We start from the raw sequence: 18,874 nt of genomic DNA on the forward strand, positions 1-18,874 counted from the left end.
TTGACCGTCGGCGGTAACCGCATAAGCCGGGATAAATGCGCGGCTATGCCATAGCGTGTACTGCCCTACCCCGTAGTTTTGAACACCGTTCATTGTCGGACCAGTGCCACCACCTCCGCCCACATAGTTAACCACCCAGCGTTTAGTTGTCGCGTCGTAATCGTTAACCGGATCGCCAGAAAGCGGCGTTGCGCCAATCGGACGCACATTAAGCCACGCTGCCGCCCTGTCTGCCAGATCTGAAAGGTTCAGCGATTTCACGAGCGATTCCACAGGGTTATGCGACGCCGATTCTTCCGCTGATTTGCGCGCTTTCTCCGAGTAATGAAACGCCGAGTAATCCCCATTCATTACAGGCACATCTTCAGGGTTAAGTGCATATTGACGGGCTAGTCCCTGATAACTCTCTGCATTGATTTCGCTCTGGGCCGCTTTAGTTTCCGACGATTTTGCACCTGTTGCGGCAGCAGACGCAGTCTGCGCATCGGTTGATACCCTCTCAGCTGTATTAACGACGGTGGTTTTATCTGCATCTATCAGCTGTACATCCTGATTGATTTGAGATGCAAGCTGGTTGAGGTAATCGACATCCAGCGTACTTAGCGTCACTGCAATGCTCTTCCAGGATGGGCCTGAAAACGAAGTTCCATCCGGCAACCTGACTGTGATCTCCCTGTCTCCACTGAAAACCTGCTGCCAGTTCTGCTTGTCGTAGTTAAGCCCTCGCAGCGCCTCGGCACTCTGAGCTACCAGCGCGGCAGTCACCATGTTGAGCGCCACGCGCGGAACCGCAGACCATGCGGCGCCGGGTTGTGTCGGCCCGGTGAATACGCTGACCAGCGCTAATTCGGTATCGCTTTCCACTGATTTAACAGGCAGGGTATATGGCACTCCGCCGACCGTAACAACGATAAAATCGCCTGCGGCAAGTTCTGTCGTGAACGCAGTGCCTTTACCGGTTACTGCATCAGAATTATTCGTCAGGGTGAGTGTTCCTGCTGACATGTGATTCTCCAGATAATAAAAAACCCGCCGGAGCGGGTATATGAGCGGTCAGGGAATGGGTGGCTATGGGTACAGCGAGGTATCAATACAGATAAATTCATCCTTATAGCGCCAGGCTGGAACGCCTCCGCCCTGCTGTCTGCCGTTTATCCTGGTTCCGTAAACGGTATCTCCATACGCGCCAGCTGCCATCGCTCCGGTCAGAAAAATACCTGCGGCGGGGTCTATGGGAGCAATCCAGGTAGAACATATTCCGGGGTTAACTGCTACCGGCCTCCCTGCTGCTACGGTAAATGCGGCGTTCTGATTAATCCCCTGTGGATTATTCAGCCGAAAAACCTGAAGAGGCCTCATATCCGTATTCCAGACCATTTCCTGCGCTGAGTTATAGACTGCCACGCCCCAGCCATGCTGGCTTTTAACGTGATTAGAAAATAAATAAATATCTCCTGAATAATTCGCATATGTAACCGTAATTATCCAGCTGCCGCCAGAATTACTCGGTATAAATATTCCGGCGCCATGCGGACCATCATGCCGGACAAAAAACATCAGGGATTTATTTGACGGGATTCCTGTATTGACAATGCCATTGCTGAAACGCACCTTCCCCATGAAATTTAATGGGGTTACGTCCGGGCTAATCCACAGGCTACCATCATTACGAAATATCTGTAATCCATAAGCCATTATTCATAAACCATCATTACCGGAACTTGTGATGAAACATCCGACCAGGTAACTGTATTACCATTAACGCTAACCGTAGGCGGAGGCGTTCCAAAAACCTCACCAAAACCAACATACCCAAGAGGATATGCCTTCAGGTTTTTACCTTTAACACCTGCATACGTCCGACTCCCGGAGGCGGGAGTCGTAATATAGTCAACAATAAAAACAGGAGAAAACGTACCGACCAGTTCAACACCGTACTGATCAAAGAGCTGAACGCCGTAGGCCATAATCCTCCCCATTGCACTGATAATTTATGAAATGTTCAGGTGATTTCCAGCCTGGAGCGAAACGCACGTTGAAGGTGTTTTTTGGCTTAACCCACATGGTGCCGTTTTTATCAATCCGGACATATTTAATCGGGACCGTTGCTGTGCGTTTTTCCGCTCCTGCCCCCAGGCGAGATGTATAGACAGCAGTGCAATCCACGGGGTGTACTCCCGCCATCATTGCATCAGGAACGCCAGCACATCCACTAATACTGGCCGACAACAACCCTAAGAACATTATTCTGGTCATAAACTCTTTGCCCCCTGTTATCAATTGTGCTTCTTCCCTGACCGGCGGTATAACCGTTCAGTTCGAAAGAGCCGTCCGCTTTCATAATCGTGCCTGTCATACCCGCTACGTAATTCGACGAATACCATGAGCCAACTTTGGCCAGCGTAAATTGCCCGTACTGAATGAGCGCATCATTGATAAATACCTGACCATTAACTACCGCAAATGGAGAATAAACATTGTCACCTGAACCAGACATCACCACGAACTGGTTGGCATTTATAGCAACGCGCGTAGTAACGGCTGTTCCGTTTATGGTGACCGCTACTGATAATCCGGCGTCATAATTTTGACCGTTATATTTAACCCCCGTTTTCAGGGTGTATATAGCAGAGCCGCCCGACGCATCAGTGTAGGCGGTCATTTTCTCCTGAATTGCTGCCTCTGTGCTCTCAAACTGCGCGGCAACGTCGGTTTCCAGCTGGGCCACGGATTTTTCAGCATCGGCGGCGACTTTTGAGGCCTGAATAATACCAGCCTTGTTCTCCCCATACTGCGCCCACTGCTGGTTCACATTATCGTAATCCGCAAGGGAGTTTTGGAGGATCGCCTCAAGGCTGGTTTCCAACTGCCCCATCAGCGCCTGCCCATCCGCAGCAGAAAGGAAGTCATCCGCAATATCGCCGAGATAATCAGCGGCGTTATCGTTGGATACGCCTCTGATCCAGTCGGTGTATCCCGATTCGTTTCCAGTCTTATCCACCAGTTGCGCGCGGTACCAGAATTCCTGCCCTGCTCTCAGCCCGAGTTGTGTGTATTCCGATGAAGGATACGGCACATCAGAAAGCAGCAACGGATCTGAAAAATCACTGTTCGCGGTATACTGAATCTCCGTTTTCAGCGTATCCGCAGTGTTTGCCGGGAACCCCCAGTTCAGACGGATACCCCAGTTGATTCCGGTAGCAGTGAAACCTACAGGCTTCGGCGGGTTTCCGACCTTGCCCGTCAGGGTTATCTCTTCCGAGTAATTCCAGCCGGAGGAAATCTCCGCGGCGTTAATAGCGCGCACCCGCACCAGGTAGCGACCGGCATAAATCCCCGGTACGTCGAACGACGTAGTGGAGCTACGCGCCACATTCACCCAGTTCCCGTCATTGCGGCGCCACTGAGCTTCATAAGCTATTGCGTTCTGCGCCTGGTCCCAGCTTGCGCGCATTGTCTCAACGCTGATGCCCTGCTGAACTACGGAAAACGAGCTGATGGCGATGTTCGCCGGCGGCAGTTGGTTGCCAGGAGGGATAACGCTCACCGGACGCTGGTCAATAATGGCGCCGGTATCGATACGGGGATATTTATCCGGGTCGTGATTTGCGCCGATGATTGTAAATGTGCCGTCGTCGTTATCTTTGACGCTAATGACACGATACTGTTGAGTATAAAGCTCATCAGACTCAATAACCCAAACGCCCTCGGCTGCTGGCAATTCAGTGTAAACAGTAGTGACTGTAACTTTATTTCCCGATACCGACTGAATGGTTCGTGACTGCGATATACCCGAAGGTAAATTGATAATTATTCTGTCTCCTGCCGAGGCGGCCGGCGCTCGGTCAAGTGTCAGCACGCGCTCATTCACCGCCGATATGCGCCCGCCGAGGTCACGACCGGACAGGTTACGATCCGCAACAGCAATGACATACCCGGGTTGCGGAATATTGCCATCCTCCCCAACGTCAAAAGTAACTATGCGATCTTTGTTGTTGGTGAGGATACCCCACCGCCCTTTACGGTTAGCTTCTGACTGCCGTGTACAACCAATAGCTGTTATCTCAAGCTGGTTAAAACCATAACGCGCTACCAGTGCCTGCTCAAAAACAGGTTCCATTGCATCTGCGTAAGCATTATCAGGGTCAGACCAGGATACCAGCGCATTGGTATAACGATTCTTTGTAGTGCTGCTTGAATAGGTGAATTTACCGTCAATAACGTTAGCGTGTGTATAGGTAAAATCGACGTCGCGTGGCATATCTGCCAACGCAACAATTTGATCGTCTCCCCAGTAGGTCATACCACGGAAGATGGCTGCAAAATCTCGCAGGACAGTGTAGGCATCATTGCGGTTCTGTACGTAAACGTTACAGATATAGCGCGGCTCAGTTCCCCCACCGCCTTTGCCATCAGGTACCACCTGGTCGCAATACTGCGCTACCTGGTACAACGTCCATTTATCAATGTTCGCTGCGGTCAGCCGAGCACCCAGCCCGAAGCGTTCTGCAACCACTAGGTCATAAAAAATCCATGCAGGGTTATCCGTCCATGCCCACTTAAATGCCCCAGTCCATATTCCGCTGTAGGTTCGGTTTTCAGGGTTGTAATTATCCGGAACACGTATCACACGTCCGCGCGGCTCACAGGAAATTTGCGGGATTGAGCCGTTGAACTGGCTGGAGTCGAATTCGATATACAGCAGCGCGGTGTTAGGATAGCGAAGTTTGGCGTCTATTACTTCCGTGTAGCTCTGCAATGTCATTGCATCGCCGATCTTCGCGCTGTTAGCATCATGGGTAATTTTGCGCAGTCGAATTGTCCACGTATTACCAGCCTGAGGTAAATCAATGCGGTGGCTACGCTCGTAACCGGATGTTGTTTTACCGGTTACACTGGTATTTAACACCGTTTGCCATGTACCACCATCGGTCTGCAAATCAACCGCATAATTGATCGAGTTGCCGACAAGATCACCATCATCCTCCTGTTTAAAGAGTGAAGGCCATTTGAGACGCAGGCGGACTGCCGAAAGGTGGATGTTGGTAAACGTGCGTGTCCATGCGGTTACGCTGGATACTTCGGTACCCACGTTGATTTCGTTTTCGGTACCGGGAATTCCCTGAATGTAATTCTGGGCCTGTGTACCCGGCCTGAATTCCCACGATACGCCGCTAAAATTTTGTGAGCCGTCGGCATTTTCCAACGGCGTGCCGTCAAGATATATATCTCTCCCAGTCAACTGGCCCGCAAATTCGCCTTCACCCAGCGCAATCAGTATTTTTGCTTTTGCAACAGACTGCAGGTCATCGGGTTGTTCAGTTGGTGTGCGGGTCTTTGAACTGCCGCCTTTGCGGCCCTTAATAGCGGTTACAGTTGCCATATCGTACCCATAAAAAAACCACCCGAAGGTGGCCTGGAGGAAAGTGATTTTTTATTGCTGATCTTCGACGTAAATGCCGGCGGAAATGATCGCTCCACCAATTCTGCGCTTACCGTAAAGCAGAGGTACCGGATAGCCCTGGGCAGCAGTGTTTGTAACGCCACCGAATGCATAGCTGGCCCGATTATCCGCGGATTGTTTGCTGGCAAGTCCGGTTGTCTGAGGGGAAAGCATCTGCACGACACCTCCAAGTGCCACCGCGGCTCCGAACTTCATCAGTGGAACACCGACGGCACCACCTCCAAAGTATGTCGCCACTGCCCCTACGGCGACCAGAACAACACCTAAAATTGTCTGGAATACCCCTGCACGTTTACTTCCTACTATTAGAGGCGCAATGCGAATATCAGCAGCACTCTGATCCATGATTAATTCATCATTGGAAAGATTTCGTTTCCCGCTGAATACGGCGTAAGTTAAGCCACGTTGTTTGCTGGTATTGAGAAAGCGCTCAAAGCCGGGAATGAGGACACACAGCGCCCGGATCGCCTCTTTGGGCGAAGCGACTGATAAACGATATTCACGCCCGAAGGTGGCGCCTAGCACGCCGTATAATCGAATTGTGCGGACCGGCTCAACATTGAGTAATGCCGTCATTTTTCCCCCATAAAAACTGTCACAGGCAGTTATCAGAAACAGTCTTTAAAGCGCAGTATTTTCATTGTGCGCTCACGCCAGTAACCGCCATAAGGTACGCGTTGGCTCAGATGCCCATAAAGGTGATGCAGTAGCATGTTGCCTTCCAGCAGAATTCCCGCATGATTCCACTTATCAGCCTGAACCTGCATGATCACCATATCCCCAGGTTTTGGCGGCCCGTCGAATTCACGGAATCCGCACTCATACCAGCAATCCTGATAGAAGTTGTCCGGATAGTCGTTTTCCCACCAGGGATAATCGACCCGGTAATCGTGAAGCTCTATCCCGTGCGTTTGCCGGAAATAGCTCATCACTAGCCCCCAGCAGTCAAAGTGACCAAGCACAAATGGGCGCTCCAGCAGCGGCAGTTCACCACGCGGCTGGATGGTCCGTAAATCCCCCTCCGGCCAGCTCACGATATGCCAGGGTAAAAGGGTTGCATCGCATTGCGCTTTATCCAGCTCGCTCGGTTGCGTCGTGGCATTCGGGTGACTGTGAGCGATGGCGATCACCTTCCCCCAGTCTTCTGCAGCTGCATAGTCTTCGGGGCAAAGTACAAAATTGTCCTCCGGCGCCGCGGCAAGATTCCGGCACGGGAAATAACGTTCAACACGGCTTTTCTGCGCCACCACGCCGCAACACTCGCGAGGATACTCAGTTGCAGCATGAGCCATAATCGCATCGATGGTTTTCTGACGCATATCAGCTCCTGATCAAAGACGTGCCAGGGAACCCACCGAACGGCAGTTCGTTGCCGTCTCCATGCCGGAGCTTACAGGCCGTAAGCGTGCCGTTGCATTCGTCCAGAGAGGGGTCGCTCACCGAGTTGTTGTTTTTATCGAAATAGCGGGTTCCGGCATAGTCGCAGCCATCGCCGGTGCGATATTTATTCCGGATACACCAGGTACACAGAGAATGAAGTTGACGTGTAGGGATCATCTTTCCCTGTAACGACATCGGGCTATCGAGCACGAATTCGATACTTTCGCCCGGAATTTCGCTGCTTTTGCTATCAAGGTAAAAAACTCGTTTTCTGACCTGTTGCGGATCAGCTGTTGCATTACCTGCAGGGAAGTTCTTCGCATCGAGATAGTGCGAATAGGTGTCATGGATAGTGACTTTCGCCTGTAGCATATCGTCATAAGCAAGGCACAGCGCCGTAATCTTGCTATCGATATCTGCAACCGTTAGCGTTGGTTGGGCGCTGTTGCCGTCGGTGGAGGCTTCAAGCCCTTCGATTTGATACGGCCAGGCGGCATATTCTTCCCCCTGCCACCAGATGCTTTTCGCCTTCAGCTTTGATTCATCGCCACCAGCGGCGGCGATTTCTTCTTCCGTGTGCGGGAGGTTGTACGCGTGAAATCGCAGTACATCATCCACGCCGAACGTAGAGCCATCAACTTCGATAAGTCGGACTTTATTGCCGGGCTCAAGGCTTTGATAGTCTGCTGTGATCATGGTGCGTACGCCTGTTTGAATGTTGCGGAAATGGTCAGAACGTTGCTGGATAAGGGCTGTGACTTGATTGATTCGGCCTCAATCCGGTAGAGCCCAGTTTCGCCAACTGGCGATGTCCAGATGAACGATTTGGTGACGTGAGAACGAAAGAACTTCAGGGCCTGAAGCATGTCCGCCTTTTTCCCCGTGAGTGTGACAGGCCATGACTGCTTTTCAGGGTTAATGCCTTCCCCGGCAATCTGCTCATAGCCGTCGCCAAAGGTTGCAGAGCGCGTTTTTAGGCTGAACGACCCTTCCATTCCCGCCTGTATCTGTGTTCGCCAGGTGAATGTTTCGATTGCCATGCTTTCTCCGGGCATAAAAAAACCCGCCAATTGGCGGGCACGTTAGTCATTTTTTCTATGGTTTGAGGTTGTCCAAGATAGCCTGAACTGAGTTCTTATCCTTGTTACTGGTGGAAGCCACCTGATTTACTTGCCCCCCTGGCATTTGGCTTTCTATCCACATATCGCTCCAAACTTTTGGTGTCTCGTTCACCGATGCGATAGTAAACCGCAGTTTAGCCATAGCTGGCGTGGAATAAGCGTTGCCAACCATCATCTGCGCAAGAACGCTATCAGTCGGTTTCCCGCAAACAACGTTCGTATCGGTGGCCTCGAAAACATTAAGTCCTTTACTGTTACAGAATACAACTAATGCATCCTTTACCTGGGCTTTGGTTTTCCCTGGGTATTCAGCTTCAGGCTTACCTGATGCGGTTTGCTTCTTTAATGGTTCCTGACTAGCGCAACCAGACAACAACATAACCCCAAGAGCTAACGCAATTACGTTTTTCATTAAGTTTTCCCATCGATTGCAATCGGAAACATCTTAACATTATGATTTACATGGTCAATTCAATTAATCAAAGGTTATCAGCGTGATTTAGAAGCATTCCAGATAAGCCCTCCAGGCCTCAATTGCTTCACAATACCTTCCCGTACAGACTGATCAATGGTTTGTTTATAGGCTCGAGTCATTGCATCGCTACCAGCAGTCGATTGTTGCTGTGAGTTCTGGTTCTGCACCATAACAGACGTTTGAACATTAACATTGCCAGCACCAGCGGATTGCAGTCCATACATTGGCGCTGTGCCAACGTAACCACCGTTCGCATACCTCTGAGCGCCGCGCATCAGTGAATAAAGATTACCTATACCCAGCGCACTGGTTGCCTCTTTTGTGAAAACAAATTCGCCACCATGGACCACGCCTTTCGGCTGGAACTTGCCGCCGTCTCCGGTATAGCCCCCAGAATCGAATTCCGGGACTGCGCCGCCTCTAGAAAATCCGAATAATGAACCAAATGATGTCCCACCAAACGCAGACTTCATTCCGTTGACCAATGCCAACTGTGTAAGCATTTGGGCGGTGCCCTTCAGGAACGTTGTCAGGAATTCAGAGAAGCTGGCTTTGCCAGTTGTAAAATAATCAGTGAGCGTAGAAGCCATTCCCGTAAACGCATTGGTCGACAGGTTTTGTATCTGACCATAAACATTGGTTGCGGAGTCCTCAAACTCAGCCCAACCTTTTTTTACCCCCGTCAGCCAGTCGCCACGCAACCTGTCCTCTGCATTATAGTAATCATTCGCTGCTTTAAGCTGCTTCTGATACCCCTCATCCTCAAGCGAACCACCTGCATTCCTCCAGCCTGAGGCAAGCTGACTTTTCGCCAGTTCACGCTGAGCCATCCGATCGCTCATCCTTGCACCGCCGACCAGTGCGGCTTGTTTCTCAGCCATCTGCGTGACGTATTTCTGCGAGGTATCCATTCGCTTGTTCAGCTGTTCCTGTGCGGTAATCTGATCACCTAGCAGGGCTTTCTGCCGTGCCAACTGAAGCACCTGGTCTTTACTCGCCAGGAGAGATTGTTCCTGCTTTGTCAGAGAGCGAGACCTGGAGGCCTCTTCCAGCACCTGAAATTTCGCTTCAGTAGTCCACAGATCTTTGCGCTGCTGGCTGATAGTGTCGTTCAGCCCTTTATGCTGCTGCAGCGCGCGTAACTGTGCCTTAAGCGCCAGTAGCTCGGCCTGGGCTGAGTCAGTGCTTCTGTCACCAGCAGATACACTTCCCTGCGTTCCGGTTTTCGTATTTTTTGTTCCAAACGCTGCGACCTCCTGGCGGTCATTCTTGGTGGTCGCTGGATTTATCTTGCGGGCTGTATCAAGATATTTACTCGCGCTAATGTCGGCGTCATCCCACTCTTTTTTGAGTTGTGCAACGCTTTCACCATACGCGCCAGCCATTTTCTCGTTGTAATCCTGCCAGCCTTTGAGCGTGTCCGTTTTCGCCCATTCAGGGATCAAGTCAATCGCACTGGCGACCGATGACGAAATAATCTGGTTTAGTTTCTGGAAAACGGTGGCAACGCTGTAATAAATAGCATTGAATTCTTTCAGGGTGTTCGAGGCAAGCTCAGCCACCCACTGACCTATGCTTTGCATTGCCTCAGAAGCCCAACCCTTAATATCCAGCCAGAGGCGCCCAAATGGTGTAAGAGAGTCGTATGCCTGCTCTCCCCGCTCAGCAATAGTATTGCCGAAAAGATTCATTGCTTGCGTTACAGCGGCCGTCTGGTCCTTCTGCTTCACCAGATCATCGATATGTTTAAGCTGGGATGCCGTAAGAAAGTTGTACTGCTCATTAAGGCCCTGAAGAGCTTTTACCGGGTCTTTTTCGATGTCTTTATAGGCTTTGGTGATGTCCTGTGCCGAAACAATGCCGGTTTGAACTGCCAGCGCCGTAGAGCTCGCTGCTTTTTCAAGTTGCTGCTGTGTTAGCGAGCCCATGCCAACCAGTTCAGTCATCAGGCCCTGAACGGTTCCTACCGTAGCGCCAGTTGAGGCAGCAATCGACTGAGAGGAAGCCATGATCTGGAGCGCTGACGTGCCGGCAATATTGCCCGTCCTGATGATGGCCTTGTTTATTTCATCGTAAGCTGTGAAGTAATCAGATCCCGCTTTAGCCGCCAGCAGAACAGCACCAGCCAGTCCACCAATCGCAACACGTGCAGGCGTGACCAGAGAAAGCATCGCTTTCATGGCATTACCCACACCACCGAACGAATCGCGCAACTGCCCGCCCTGCTGAATAGCGACCATATAAACTGGCATCCCGGAAGCCAGTGAGGTAACAATATCCGTCATCTGCATTGGCAGATAGCGCATCGCGTTACGATACTGCCCGGCGCTGATAGTGCCATTCTTCCAGGCGGTTTCCTGTTCTTTTAGCTTTGCGATCATTGGTGCGGCACGATCGGAAACACCAAGCTGTGCAGCCTTTAACTCAAGGAGTTCAGCGCGCGTTTTGCCGATTGCCGCGGTCTGGTCCTCAAGTGAAGCTATAAAAGTTTTTGCCGATGCAGCCGCCCGCTGCGCCGCTTGTGCCTGCTCAAGACGTGCCCGACCCTCTGCTGTCTCAGATTCCATGACCTGAGCAAGTTTCGCACGGGTTGTCTCCAGCACGCTATTGTAGCGAGTGAAGTCTTCGTCCCCAAGCAGCCCTTTTCCGCGAAATTTTGAAAGGCTTTCCTGAATAGTGTCGAGTTCATCCAGCGCTTTGTTAACCGGGCTGATTTTATTCAGCAGGTTCTGAAGCTCCTGGCGCTGCTGCTTCAGGCTTTCACTATTTTTCTTCTGGTTATCAATCCCGGTCCGGAAAGTACTGTTCAGATCGTCCGCTTTTCCTGCTGCCGCGGTCGCGGTGGTCTGAAAGCGATCCAGTTCACGATTGCCGCGCTCCAACTCGCTGGTATTTACGCGCAACGAAATTGTGGCGATGTCGTTACTCATCCAGCCCCCTTTTTATACATAATTCTGAGCGCGGTTCGCTCCATCACCTGGAGGTCTGAAAGCGCGGTTGCCTCGTCGCTGACATTGTGTAGCCGCATTACCCAGGGCAGGACGTTATAATCAAGCCCGGTAGCGCCTCCCATGCCTGTACGCCACTGCGTGCTGACAGCCTGAAACACCAGGAATGAAGGCCAGACATCCGGCCAGACATCGATAAACTGGTCGTCGTAATCGTCCGGCGTCAGCCCGTAAGGTGCCAGGTCTTCGGCAGTGGGTTCAGGCGTATAGAACGCCGAGGCAACCGCTATCAGTTTTTTTCGCGCTGGCCCATCAGCTCGCGATAATAGGTTTCAGGAATGGCCTTCATGGCCGCCGGGTAGTTTTCCAGAAGGACAGCCAGGTTATCTGCGTTGAATTCGTCGGGTAGCGCCCAGCCCGCGATGATTTCCATCAGGAAATCAGTAGCTGTTTTTCCCTCCAGTTTTTCCAGATCGGCCAGTTCTTTAAGTGGCTTATGGTTGAAAGTGAAAGTCAGCACTCCGTCTTCATCCCCGGCGCGCGGGATTGTGACATTGGCTTTAAAAGTAGGTTTTGGCTGTAGAGTAAATTTGGTGGCCATATTTTTTCCTGAAAAAGAAAGCCCCCAACAACGGGGGCATTATTAATTTGCAGCGGTGACGGTGACATTACAGGTCGCAATTTTCGCGCCGTCGGCGGTCGTGGCGGTGATGGTTGCATTGCCTTCAGCAACACCACTGACCCTGCCTGAAGCATCAACAGTCGCGATCGACTCATCGGAAGATGTCCAGACCACTGTTTTATTCGTGGCGCTATCGGGTTCGACAGTAGCGATCAGCGTGGCAGTCGCCCCTTCTTCAATGCTCAGGGTTGTCCGATCCAGGCTGACGCCGGTTACCGCTACTGCCTCAGCTTTTCCCGGGTCAACTTTGTAGAAGGTCATCGCCGGCGACTGCAGGTTTAATACAACACTGACCGTTTCGACTTCGTTAACCGCAGTTGTCGGAGTATCGTCAAAAGATGCCGTGGCCGCCCAGTAGCGGTTTTCTTTGGCCTTTGGTACGTACATGTAAGCCGCAACCGTCTCCTCTTCTTCATCCAGCTGGCGCAGCAGTGGATATACCGGGAGAGAGGAGTCGTGCGCGATCGAGTAGGTCTGAGATACGGCAGATTTGTAAGTATTCAGGTTGCGCTGGCGGTCATCGCTCAGGAACTGAATCTGCGTGGTGTTCTGATCGCCACCGGATTTTGAAACCTCAGTGATTTGCGGAAGTTCGGTCCATTCTTCAATCTTGCGAATAGAGCCGGAACCGCCGCCCGCGGCGTATTTGTTTTTGTTCGTGGTATTGATGTTGCGAAGGGTGACAGCATTCTCCGCAATCGCGTCGATTTTAGCGATGACGTTATCAATACCGGTCCAGTCGCAGCTCACGTGAACAATATCGCCAACCGCGATTTCGTCCGCAACGCTTACGGTGATCACCGCGTGCTCTGCATTAGTCGCGCCGGTGAATGGAATGGAAGGACCGTAGCCCGACGCCAGATAGACGTGAGCGCCGTTAGGCAGTGCGAAGCCCATAATGGTTACTCCTGTGAAAAATAAAACCGGCGCAATAGCCGGTGGTTTTGACGGGGATCAGTTAATGATGTCGGCCCGGTAGTTCAGGCTGACGGGGATGGAGTAGGAAACTACGGTCGGGATGCCACGAAAGATTGCGGGCGTGCTGGTTATCCAGCAGGTAAAGTCACCTCCCTGTATCTCCTGCCCTTCTGGAAATAACGCAGCAATCTGATGCGCCAGCGCTACAGCATCTGATCGCCCGGTTCCTGCGGGGGCAACAACATTAATCTGGTACACCCCGGAATAAACCCGGCAATTCAGGCCAAGATCCAGAGTCCGGGGCGTTGCGGGCATATCGTGAACCGCAAGGTAAAGCCCGTCGGTCGGCGGCGTGAATTCGATATTTTCCCAGGCAACTGGAATATTCTCTGCATCCGCCCAGCTCCCCAGCCTGGCGGCCATTGCCGATGCAATATCAGGAATCACTTCGGCACCTCCCTGACAGCCTCTTCAAAGAAGCGCTGAAACTCCGCCGCCGTAATACGAACCATGCCACCAGGTGCCTGTGTGGAATGCCCCATTTCAAGCCGGTATGCGTAAGGTACGTTGTTGCAGAAGTAAATGGATTTCATACCGACCTTGAACAACGACAGCGTGTAATTTCCGGCTGCTTTTGTCAGGTCGCCAGTCTTGTCTATCCGCCCGGTTTCATCTGTTGCAGGTGCATCAAACGACACCTGCCAGTTACCGCGAAAACGTCCCCCCGTATAGCCCGGCGGCGCTTTCAAGTCCATGCCATCCACCAGACGGGCCTTTTTCTTGAGCCGCCCGGTTTTGGTGAGGTTGTCTGGGTTCGCCCGTTGCGCCTCGTTGTAGTCGTAAACAGCACGATTATAGGAAACGGCTGTCAGGTTAACTTCCCACAACTCCGGGTTGCCCACTGGGGACATCATCACCAGTTGGTTAAGTATTTTAATGCCGACGGCGCGCACCACTGTTTCCTGATTCGTTTTCGCCTTATTAACGAATGCCGTGATTTCAGCCACGAACGCCGCGTTCTCGCCCATGTTATGCCCTCAGTTGCGCTTTGTAGCAGAGCACCAGTGAAGCAGGTTTTGCCGGGTTCGGTTTGACAACACGATAGGTTGTGCCGTCAATATCAACCACATCACCGATTTTAATTTCCTGCTCTGCCGTAAAAACGATCTGCACGTCGCCGTTAACGATGACCGTTCCATCAATTTCGCCTGGCGCGTATTCGGTCTTCACGCCCACAGCAGTAAAACGGACCGCTTCAGTTTTATGCTCAACGCCGCCGATAACCGTTACCGAGCCTTTACGGGTGACGTTGTACGTCGCGCCGTTCTGCCTGAGCATGCGGGTCGTTCTGGCCTGCATACGTTGGTAATCAATCGCCATATCAGGCCCTCTCAGCAAATGCATTAATGGCGTAACCACGACCACCAGCAAGGTCGCCCAGCAACGCCATAGCGGCAGGATAAGACGGTGTAAAGACTTCGCCATCTGCGACCGCATAGGTCATCGTGACAGCACCTTCCACACGTTCAGTTTTCACTGCGGCTTCGCGCACGCTGGAGAGTAAATCGCCGTCGATTGCCTCTACCGCCAGCATGCACTGCGCGGTTAAAACCTGCCGTGGAACTTCATCCGGCGGAAAATCATGTTCATCCAGAATTACATTCACGCGTGGCCATGCCAGCGGCTGGCGAGGGTCTGTTTTTGAGCCAACCCAGTCCAGCCCCTCCAGGTAATCCATTGCCTTAATCAGCAAAGGTGAGAGCTTGTCAGGCAGTTCAATGCCGCGTATTTCCGCAAATGAGACAAGATCCTCTTCACTGGCGTAGCTGTTGGCATCAGGAGAGGTGATATCGGTATTGATCATCGAATCATCCTGTTTATGGGGCTTTCGCCCCATTCGTTATTCCCCGGAAGGCGCAGTGAAGGTGATCTCTTCAGTGGTTTTCGCCACTCCATCCACAGTACCGGTTACCGTGAAGGTTCCAGCTGCATCTGATATGAGTTTCACCGTTGCACCACCAGCAGAGCCGGTTTGAGAACTAGCCGTGCTGAGCGTGCCACCTGTGGACGTCCACGTGACGGTTTTACCGGATACACCGGAGCCATTTAGCGTGTACTTCAGAGAAACAGTTACCGCGTCTGTGCTGTCAGCGGTTGCGGAGGTTTTATCCGCTGACAGCGTTACTCCCCCACTGCGGATCCCAGCTTAATCAGCACGCCTGCCGTAGATTTGTTGCTGGTGAAATGCTTCTTCCAGTTGCCCGCAGTGCCGATGGCGGTCAGGTCAGGGTTATCACCTTTGGCGGTATCCCAGCTGTAGCCCAGCAGATCAACGTTCACCACGCCTTCAGCGCGATAGCCAACCGCAAGGTTTTCCTGATCGTTGATATCGTAGGAACGGAAGCCCGGCGCCTGAGACTCGGTGACGGTAACCGCACCAGCTACCAGCCCAAGGATCGCATCAGCGTCCATGGTGTCGGTCACCAGCACAGGTTTACCCAGCGTGCCTGGCTGCCCGCCGTAAACCACCACGCCCGCTTCTTCGTAGATTTTGTTGGCAATCGCCTCATCAACAATGTCGAAGTAGGTGGCAGAGTGCATCACGAACAGAACCACGCGGTTAAACTTGTCCCCGTATTTGCGCAGGCCGCGCGTCAGGGTCTTTTTACCGTCGGTCTCAATGTCGGCGGTTACGACCATGTCGGCGTTAGCACCAATCGCCGCAGTCAGCGCTTTCAGGCCGTATTTCACGTAGCCTTCCAGCGTGGCATCTGCGACATCAACGCCGATTACTTCGGAGAACTCATCAACGGAGCGGCCACGGCGTTTAAAGGCCTCTTCCGTGGTTTCATACGGGCCGTATTTCCACGGTGCTTTAACGGATACCGCTTCACCGGCACCGATTTTTTTACCTGTGACTTTATCGACAGAGTTCACATTACGCGATTCGATGGAACCACCAACTTTGTAGAAGGCACGTTTACGGAAGTCGCCTTCAATCAGTTCGTTATCAAGCAAAATCGCACCGTTGGAGGAAGCGTTGAACACTTCCAGATTGTCCTGGCGACGCTCAAGAAATGCGGTCTGCGCCAGATCGTCATAAATAACCAGGTCGGTATTAACAGTCGTTGCCATGGTTTAAATCCCTTATTTCGGAAGTTTGAGGAAGGCCTGCTGGCCGTGTTTACGGATGTAGTCCGCTTTGTCGCTGGCGCTCATTTCGGAACGTTTCAAGCTTCCACCACCGTTTGGCTTGTGTCCGCCCGCGCCCGTACCTTCTGCGCGAGGGAACAGATGCGAAGCCGTCTCCTTGAGAGACTCCGCCCACTCAAGCGGGCTTAGTGGGGTTTTGCCGTCTTTGCCGAACAGAACATCGCCATTTGCATCAACCGCTACGGCCTCGCCTTCGTCGTTGAGCTGGAATGTGCCTTTGGCACGCAGAATCAGATCGTCAGAAGCTTCCGGCAGCGCGCCCGCTTTAGAGGCTGCTGCACGGATTGCATCCCCAAGGACCCGATCCCGAAATTTGTTGGAGAACGCTTCTGCTTTTTCCGCACGCTCGTTTGCCGCTTTGATCTGCTTATCAACATCAGCACGCATGCGCTCGGTACGCTTATCCAGCACCTCGTCAATTTTCCCGGCGGCGATAAGCTTCGCCTCTTCATCGTCAGAAAAACGCTGGAGAATGCCGCGTACAGCGTCTGGGTCGATACCGTCAAAGCGCGACAGATTTTCTTTTTGCTGCTTGATGGTGCCCAGCAGCTCAGAGTTTTTCGATTTCAGACCTGTGACTTCACTGGTCACACGCTCATCAATTAGCTTCTGGATTTCGGGGGTGATTTCGATACCACCGCCACCACTGCCCTCACCGCCGTTTTCAGGTGCGTAATATTTCAGAAGCATGTTTCGAATTAACATAATTTACCCTCGGGATTTTGTCGGGCCTCGCCCATAAAAAAGCCCCGGCGGATGCCAGGGCTCAGAGTGTTTGTTTAACGCTTAATCAGGGTTGTTTAGCCGGGTGTAAACCGAGCCGATCAGGACGCCAATCATCCTGCCTTCAGGCGTAGCCTCGCCAGCCTCTTTGCAGATAGCATCCAATTGTTCGATAACGTCATCCGGCAAAGGCTCCATATGAGCCAGCTCTGATGCTTTTTTCAGGAACGGGAGTGTTGTTTCAGCCACTTGAGGATCTCGGGGTTGATAGTGTCATTCTGGCCGCTCATAAACGCCGATACGATCTCAGCAAAAAGTTCTTTCGGTGCTTCTGCGGCATAGGCGCTGAGAGCACGCCACCAGCCATCATCATAAGCACTTTCAACCAGTGCACCAACTTCAGGCCGGGAATAATACAAATGGTGTCCAAGTTCATGCCACACGGAGCCCTTCACCGATGCCACCGCAACATACGGCAACTCCGCAGGCGAAACATCCAGTACATCCTGAGACAACGTGGATGACGCAACTGATGGCCTGACCATCATTGTCATATCGATTCCTGCGCTGTTCTTCAGAATATTTTCCCATTCACCGCTGTCCATCGCCCACCTGGAAAGGTGCACGGTTCGTGAGGATGATTCATAAGCGCCAGCAGCAGACGCCGGAACATCCAGAGTGTTACCGAACGCCGCGACGGGTTGGAGTCCAAACCGATGGATCACATCGAAAGCAGCCTGCGCCGCCTGTTTCGCCTCATCCAGTGATACACCATTCGGGAACTTCACATCCTGCGCCACACGCCCGGTCATCCACTCCACCAGTTCATCCAGGGTACGGGAGGACTCAAGTGTCGGGGCTGCCCCGGAACGCTCCTGAAGCTGTTCGAGGCTTATCCATTCGCCCTTGTCCGTGTACATTTCGCCAAGGTCGATTTTACCCGCCCGGAACATCCTTCCACGCTCAACCCCCAGAACCTGATCCTGTCGCTGCGCCGATTGACGCCTCAGCCATTCCAGATACGTGGTTTTCGCCGGTACCTGTCCGTCCATGCTGGCGCGGGTACCATCGTCCATTTCATCGATATCGATACCGAGTTCACGCCACGACTTCAGAATCAGGGTTTCGGTAGAACGGCAGCAGAAATGAATTTTCCCGGGGCCTTGCAGGTAAGGTACTTTATGCCCGATCGGTTTATTATTCATGGTGTAGCGCAGCAGGTCGCGAATGATGCAGTCGTGGCTGGTTTTATTGTCCAGCGTAGACAGCCACTGCTTACCCTTCACGATGTCGCTGTTGGCGCTGGTGAAGCTGTTGCGCGCGGTGGCTGCCAGATGATTAATGGCTGTTTTAGCGATGCTTGTGGCGTTTGCCCTGCTCATCTGGAGCGCGCCGTCGCGATAGTCTTTATTGGCATGACCGCGCACGCTTCGGGCGATGGTTTCAACCGTGTCACCAGCAAGATAGCCACGGCGTACAGCGTTTACGATCCGCGCCAGCCTGTCCGATTCCAGATTCTCCGCCCACTCACTCAGCAGGCGCCCCTGAAATGGCTGAGCCATCGCCGCGGCATAAACCATATCGGCGGTGATTCCCTGTAGGGGGTAGCGTGCCAACACCTGTGAGGGAAGAAGGGAATCGAACAGGCTCAGCTGATAACTGACCTCGTTCCTGGAAAGCGCCAGCAGTTCCCCTTCCAGCCCGGACTGCATCGAAGCGACAGCCTGATGGTTAAGTTCGCGTACGCTGCCGAGCAAGCTTTCCAGACGTGTAACCGTGAAGCTATCAGCCGGGAGCCGATCCAGTGCGTCCAGAAGACGGGCAGACAGTTCTGCGTCCGTCTCGTTAAGCAGCTTCACCATCCGGTTAGCGACACCCGTCGCATAGCGACTAATCCAGACGGAATGGGCAATGGCCTCATCCCGCAAACTTTCGTTGACTGTTGCCATA

19 protein-coding genes and 2 pseudogenes are annotated in these 18,874 nt (G+C 52.5%); all 21 read right to left on the reverse strand.

The window, feature by feature from the left end; all coding sequences use genetic code 11:
• Positions 1 to 621: 621 nt before the first annotated feature.
• A pseudogene (locus HVX72_RS12660) lies at positions 622 to 1,005 on the reverse strand (phage tail protein); the annotation flags it as partial.
• A 63-nt stretch (positions 1,006 to 1,068) separates the two neighbouring features.
• Positions 1,069 to 1,695: a hypothetical protein gene (locus HVX72_RS12665; RefSeq protein WP_181821485.1), complete on the reverse strand. Its 627-nt coding sequence runs from the start codon at positions 1,693 to 1,695 to the stop codon at positions 1,069 to 1,071.
• Entirely contained in the window at positions 1,695 to 1,967 is a 273-nt protein-coding gene (locus tag HVX72_RS12670) for a hypothetical protein (protein WP_181821486.1), read from the reverse strand. Before HVX72_RS12670 ends, HVX72_RS12665 begins: the two co-directional genes overlap by 1 nt.
• A gap of 245 nt (positions 1,968 to 2,212) precedes the next feature.
• Positions 2,213 to 5,383 (reverse strand): host specificity protein J, encoded by a 3,171-nt coding sequence (locus tag HVX72_RS12675; RefSeq protein WP_181821487.1) that lies wholly within the window; start codon positions 5,381 to 5,383, stop codon positions 2,213 to 2,215.
• A gap of 51 nt (positions 5,384 to 5,434) precedes the next feature.
• Complete coding sequence (locus HVX72_RS12680; protein WP_181821488.1) at positions 5,435 to 6,040, reverse strand: tail assembly protein; 606 nt, start codon at positions 6,038 to 6,040, stop codon at positions 5,435 to 5,437.
• Between the two features lie 32 nt (positions 6,041 to 6,072).
• Complete coding sequence (locus HVX72_RS12685; RefSeq protein ID WP_181821489.1) at positions 6,073 to 6,783, reverse strand: C40 family peptidase; 711 nt, start codon at positions 6,781 to 6,783, stop codon at positions 6,073 to 6,075.
• A gap of 1 nt (position 6,784) precedes the next feature.
• Complete coding sequence (locus tag HVX72_RS12690) at positions 6,785 to 7,540, reverse strand: phage minor tail protein L (RefSeq protein ID WP_181821490.1); 756 nt, start codon at positions 7,538 to 7,540, stop codon at positions 6,785 to 6,787.
• Positions 7,537 to 7,884, reverse strand: a complete 348-nt coding sequence (locus tag HVX72_RS12695) for a phage tail protein (protein ID WP_095440551.1) — start codon at positions 7,882 to 7,884, stop codon at positions 7,537 to 7,539. Before HVX72_RS12695 ends, HVX72_RS12690 begins: the two co-directional genes overlap by 4 nt.
• Before the next feature lie 55 nt (positions 7,885 to 7,939).
• Positions 7,940 to 8,377 carry a hypothetical protein gene (locus HVX72_RS12700; RefSeq protein WP_181821491.1) on the reverse strand — a complete coding sequence of 146 codons (438 nt, stop codon included), beginning with the start codon at positions 8,375 to 8,377 and terminating at the stop codon, positions 7,940 to 7,942.
• Positions 8,378 to 8,454: 77 nt separating this feature from the next.
• Positions 8,455 to 11,370, reverse strand: a complete 2,916-nt coding sequence (locus tag HVX72_RS12705; RefSeq protein ID WP_181821492.1) for a phage tail tape measure protein — start codon at positions 11,368 to 11,370, stop codon at positions 8,455 to 8,457.
• The gene (locus tag HVX72_RS12710) at positions 11,367 to 11,681 is read right to left on the reverse strand and encodes a DUF1799 domain-containing protein (protein ID WP_181823277.1); all 315 of its coding nucleotides are present in this window, start codon (positions 11,679 to 11,681) and stop codon (positions 11,367 to 11,369) included. Before HVX72_RS12710 ends, HVX72_RS12705 begins: the two co-directional genes overlap by 4 nt.
• On the reverse strand, positions 11,678 to 11,989 hold the full coding sequence (locus tag HVX72_RS12715) for a phage tail assembly chaperone (protein ID WP_181821493.1): 312 nt from the start codon (positions 11,987 to 11,989) through the stop codon (positions 11,678 to 11,680). Before HVX72_RS12715 ends, HVX72_RS12710 begins: the two co-directional genes overlap by 4 nt.
• A 42-nt stretch (positions 11,990 to 12,031) precedes the next feature.
• Positions 12,032 to 12,967, reverse strand: coding sequence for a phage tail tube protein (locus HVX72_RS12720; RefSeq protein WP_181821494.1), 936 nt, complete (start codon positions 12,965 to 12,967; stop codon positions 12,032 to 12,034).
• A 57-nt stretch (positions 12,968 to 13,024) separates the two neighbouring features.
• Positions 13,025 to 13,435 (reverse strand): DUF4128 domain-containing protein, encoded by a 411-nt coding sequence (locus HVX72_RS12725; RefSeq protein WP_181821495.1) that lies wholly within the window; start codon positions 13,433 to 13,435, stop codon positions 13,025 to 13,027.
• Positions 13,432 to 14,016: a hypothetical protein gene (locus HVX72_RS12730; RefSeq protein WP_181821496.1), complete on the reverse strand. Its 585-nt coding sequence runs from the start codon at positions 14,014 to 14,016 to the stop codon at positions 13,432 to 13,434. The genes HVX72_RS12725 and HVX72_RS12730 overlap by 4 nt, the downstream gene beginning before the upstream one ends.
• A gap of 1 nt (position 14,017) precedes the next feature.
• Complete coding sequence (locus HVX72_RS12735; protein WP_181821497.1) at positions 14,018 to 14,368, reverse strand: hypothetical protein; 351 nt, start codon at positions 14,366 to 14,368, stop codon at positions 14,018 to 14,020.
• A 1-nt stretch (position 14,369) separates the two neighbouring features.
• Positions 14,370 to 14,852 (reverse strand): DnaT-like ssDNA-binding protein, encoded by a 483-nt coding sequence (locus HVX72_RS12740; protein WP_181821498.1) that lies wholly within the window; start codon positions 14,850 to 14,852, stop codon positions 14,370 to 14,372.
• 317 nt (positions 14,853 to 15,169) lie between these two features.
• Complete coding sequence (locus HVX72_RS12750) at positions 15,170 to 16,123, reverse strand: major capsid protein (protein WP_045135241.1); 954 nt, start codon at positions 16,121 to 16,123, stop codon at positions 15,170 to 15,172.
• Between the two features lie 12 nt (positions 16,124 to 16,135).
• Positions 16,136 to 16,906, reverse strand: coding sequence for a hypothetical protein (locus HVX72_RS12755; RefSeq protein ID WP_181821499.1), 771 nt, complete (start codon positions 16,904 to 16,906; stop codon positions 16,136 to 16,138).
• A gap of 81 nt (positions 16,907 to 16,987) precedes the next feature.
• Positions 16,988 to 17,173 carry a hypothetical protein gene (locus HVX72_RS12760; protein WP_048228552.1) on the reverse strand — a complete coding sequence of 62 codons (186 nt, stop codon included), beginning with the start codon at positions 17,171 to 17,173 and terminating at the stop codon, positions 16,988 to 16,990.
• 623 nt (positions 17,174 to 17,796) lie between these two features.
• Positions 17,797 to 18,873, reverse strand: a pseudogene (locus HVX72_RS12765) (hypothetical protein); the annotation flags it as partial.
• Position 18,874: the final 1 nt, after the last annotated feature.

This window comes from Citrobacter sp. RHB21-C05 (assembly GCF_013889015.1).
GTDB classification, from domain to species: Bacteria; Pseudomonadota; Gammaproteobacteria; order Enterobacterales; family Enterobacteriaceae; genus Citrobacter_A; species Citrobacter_A sedlakii.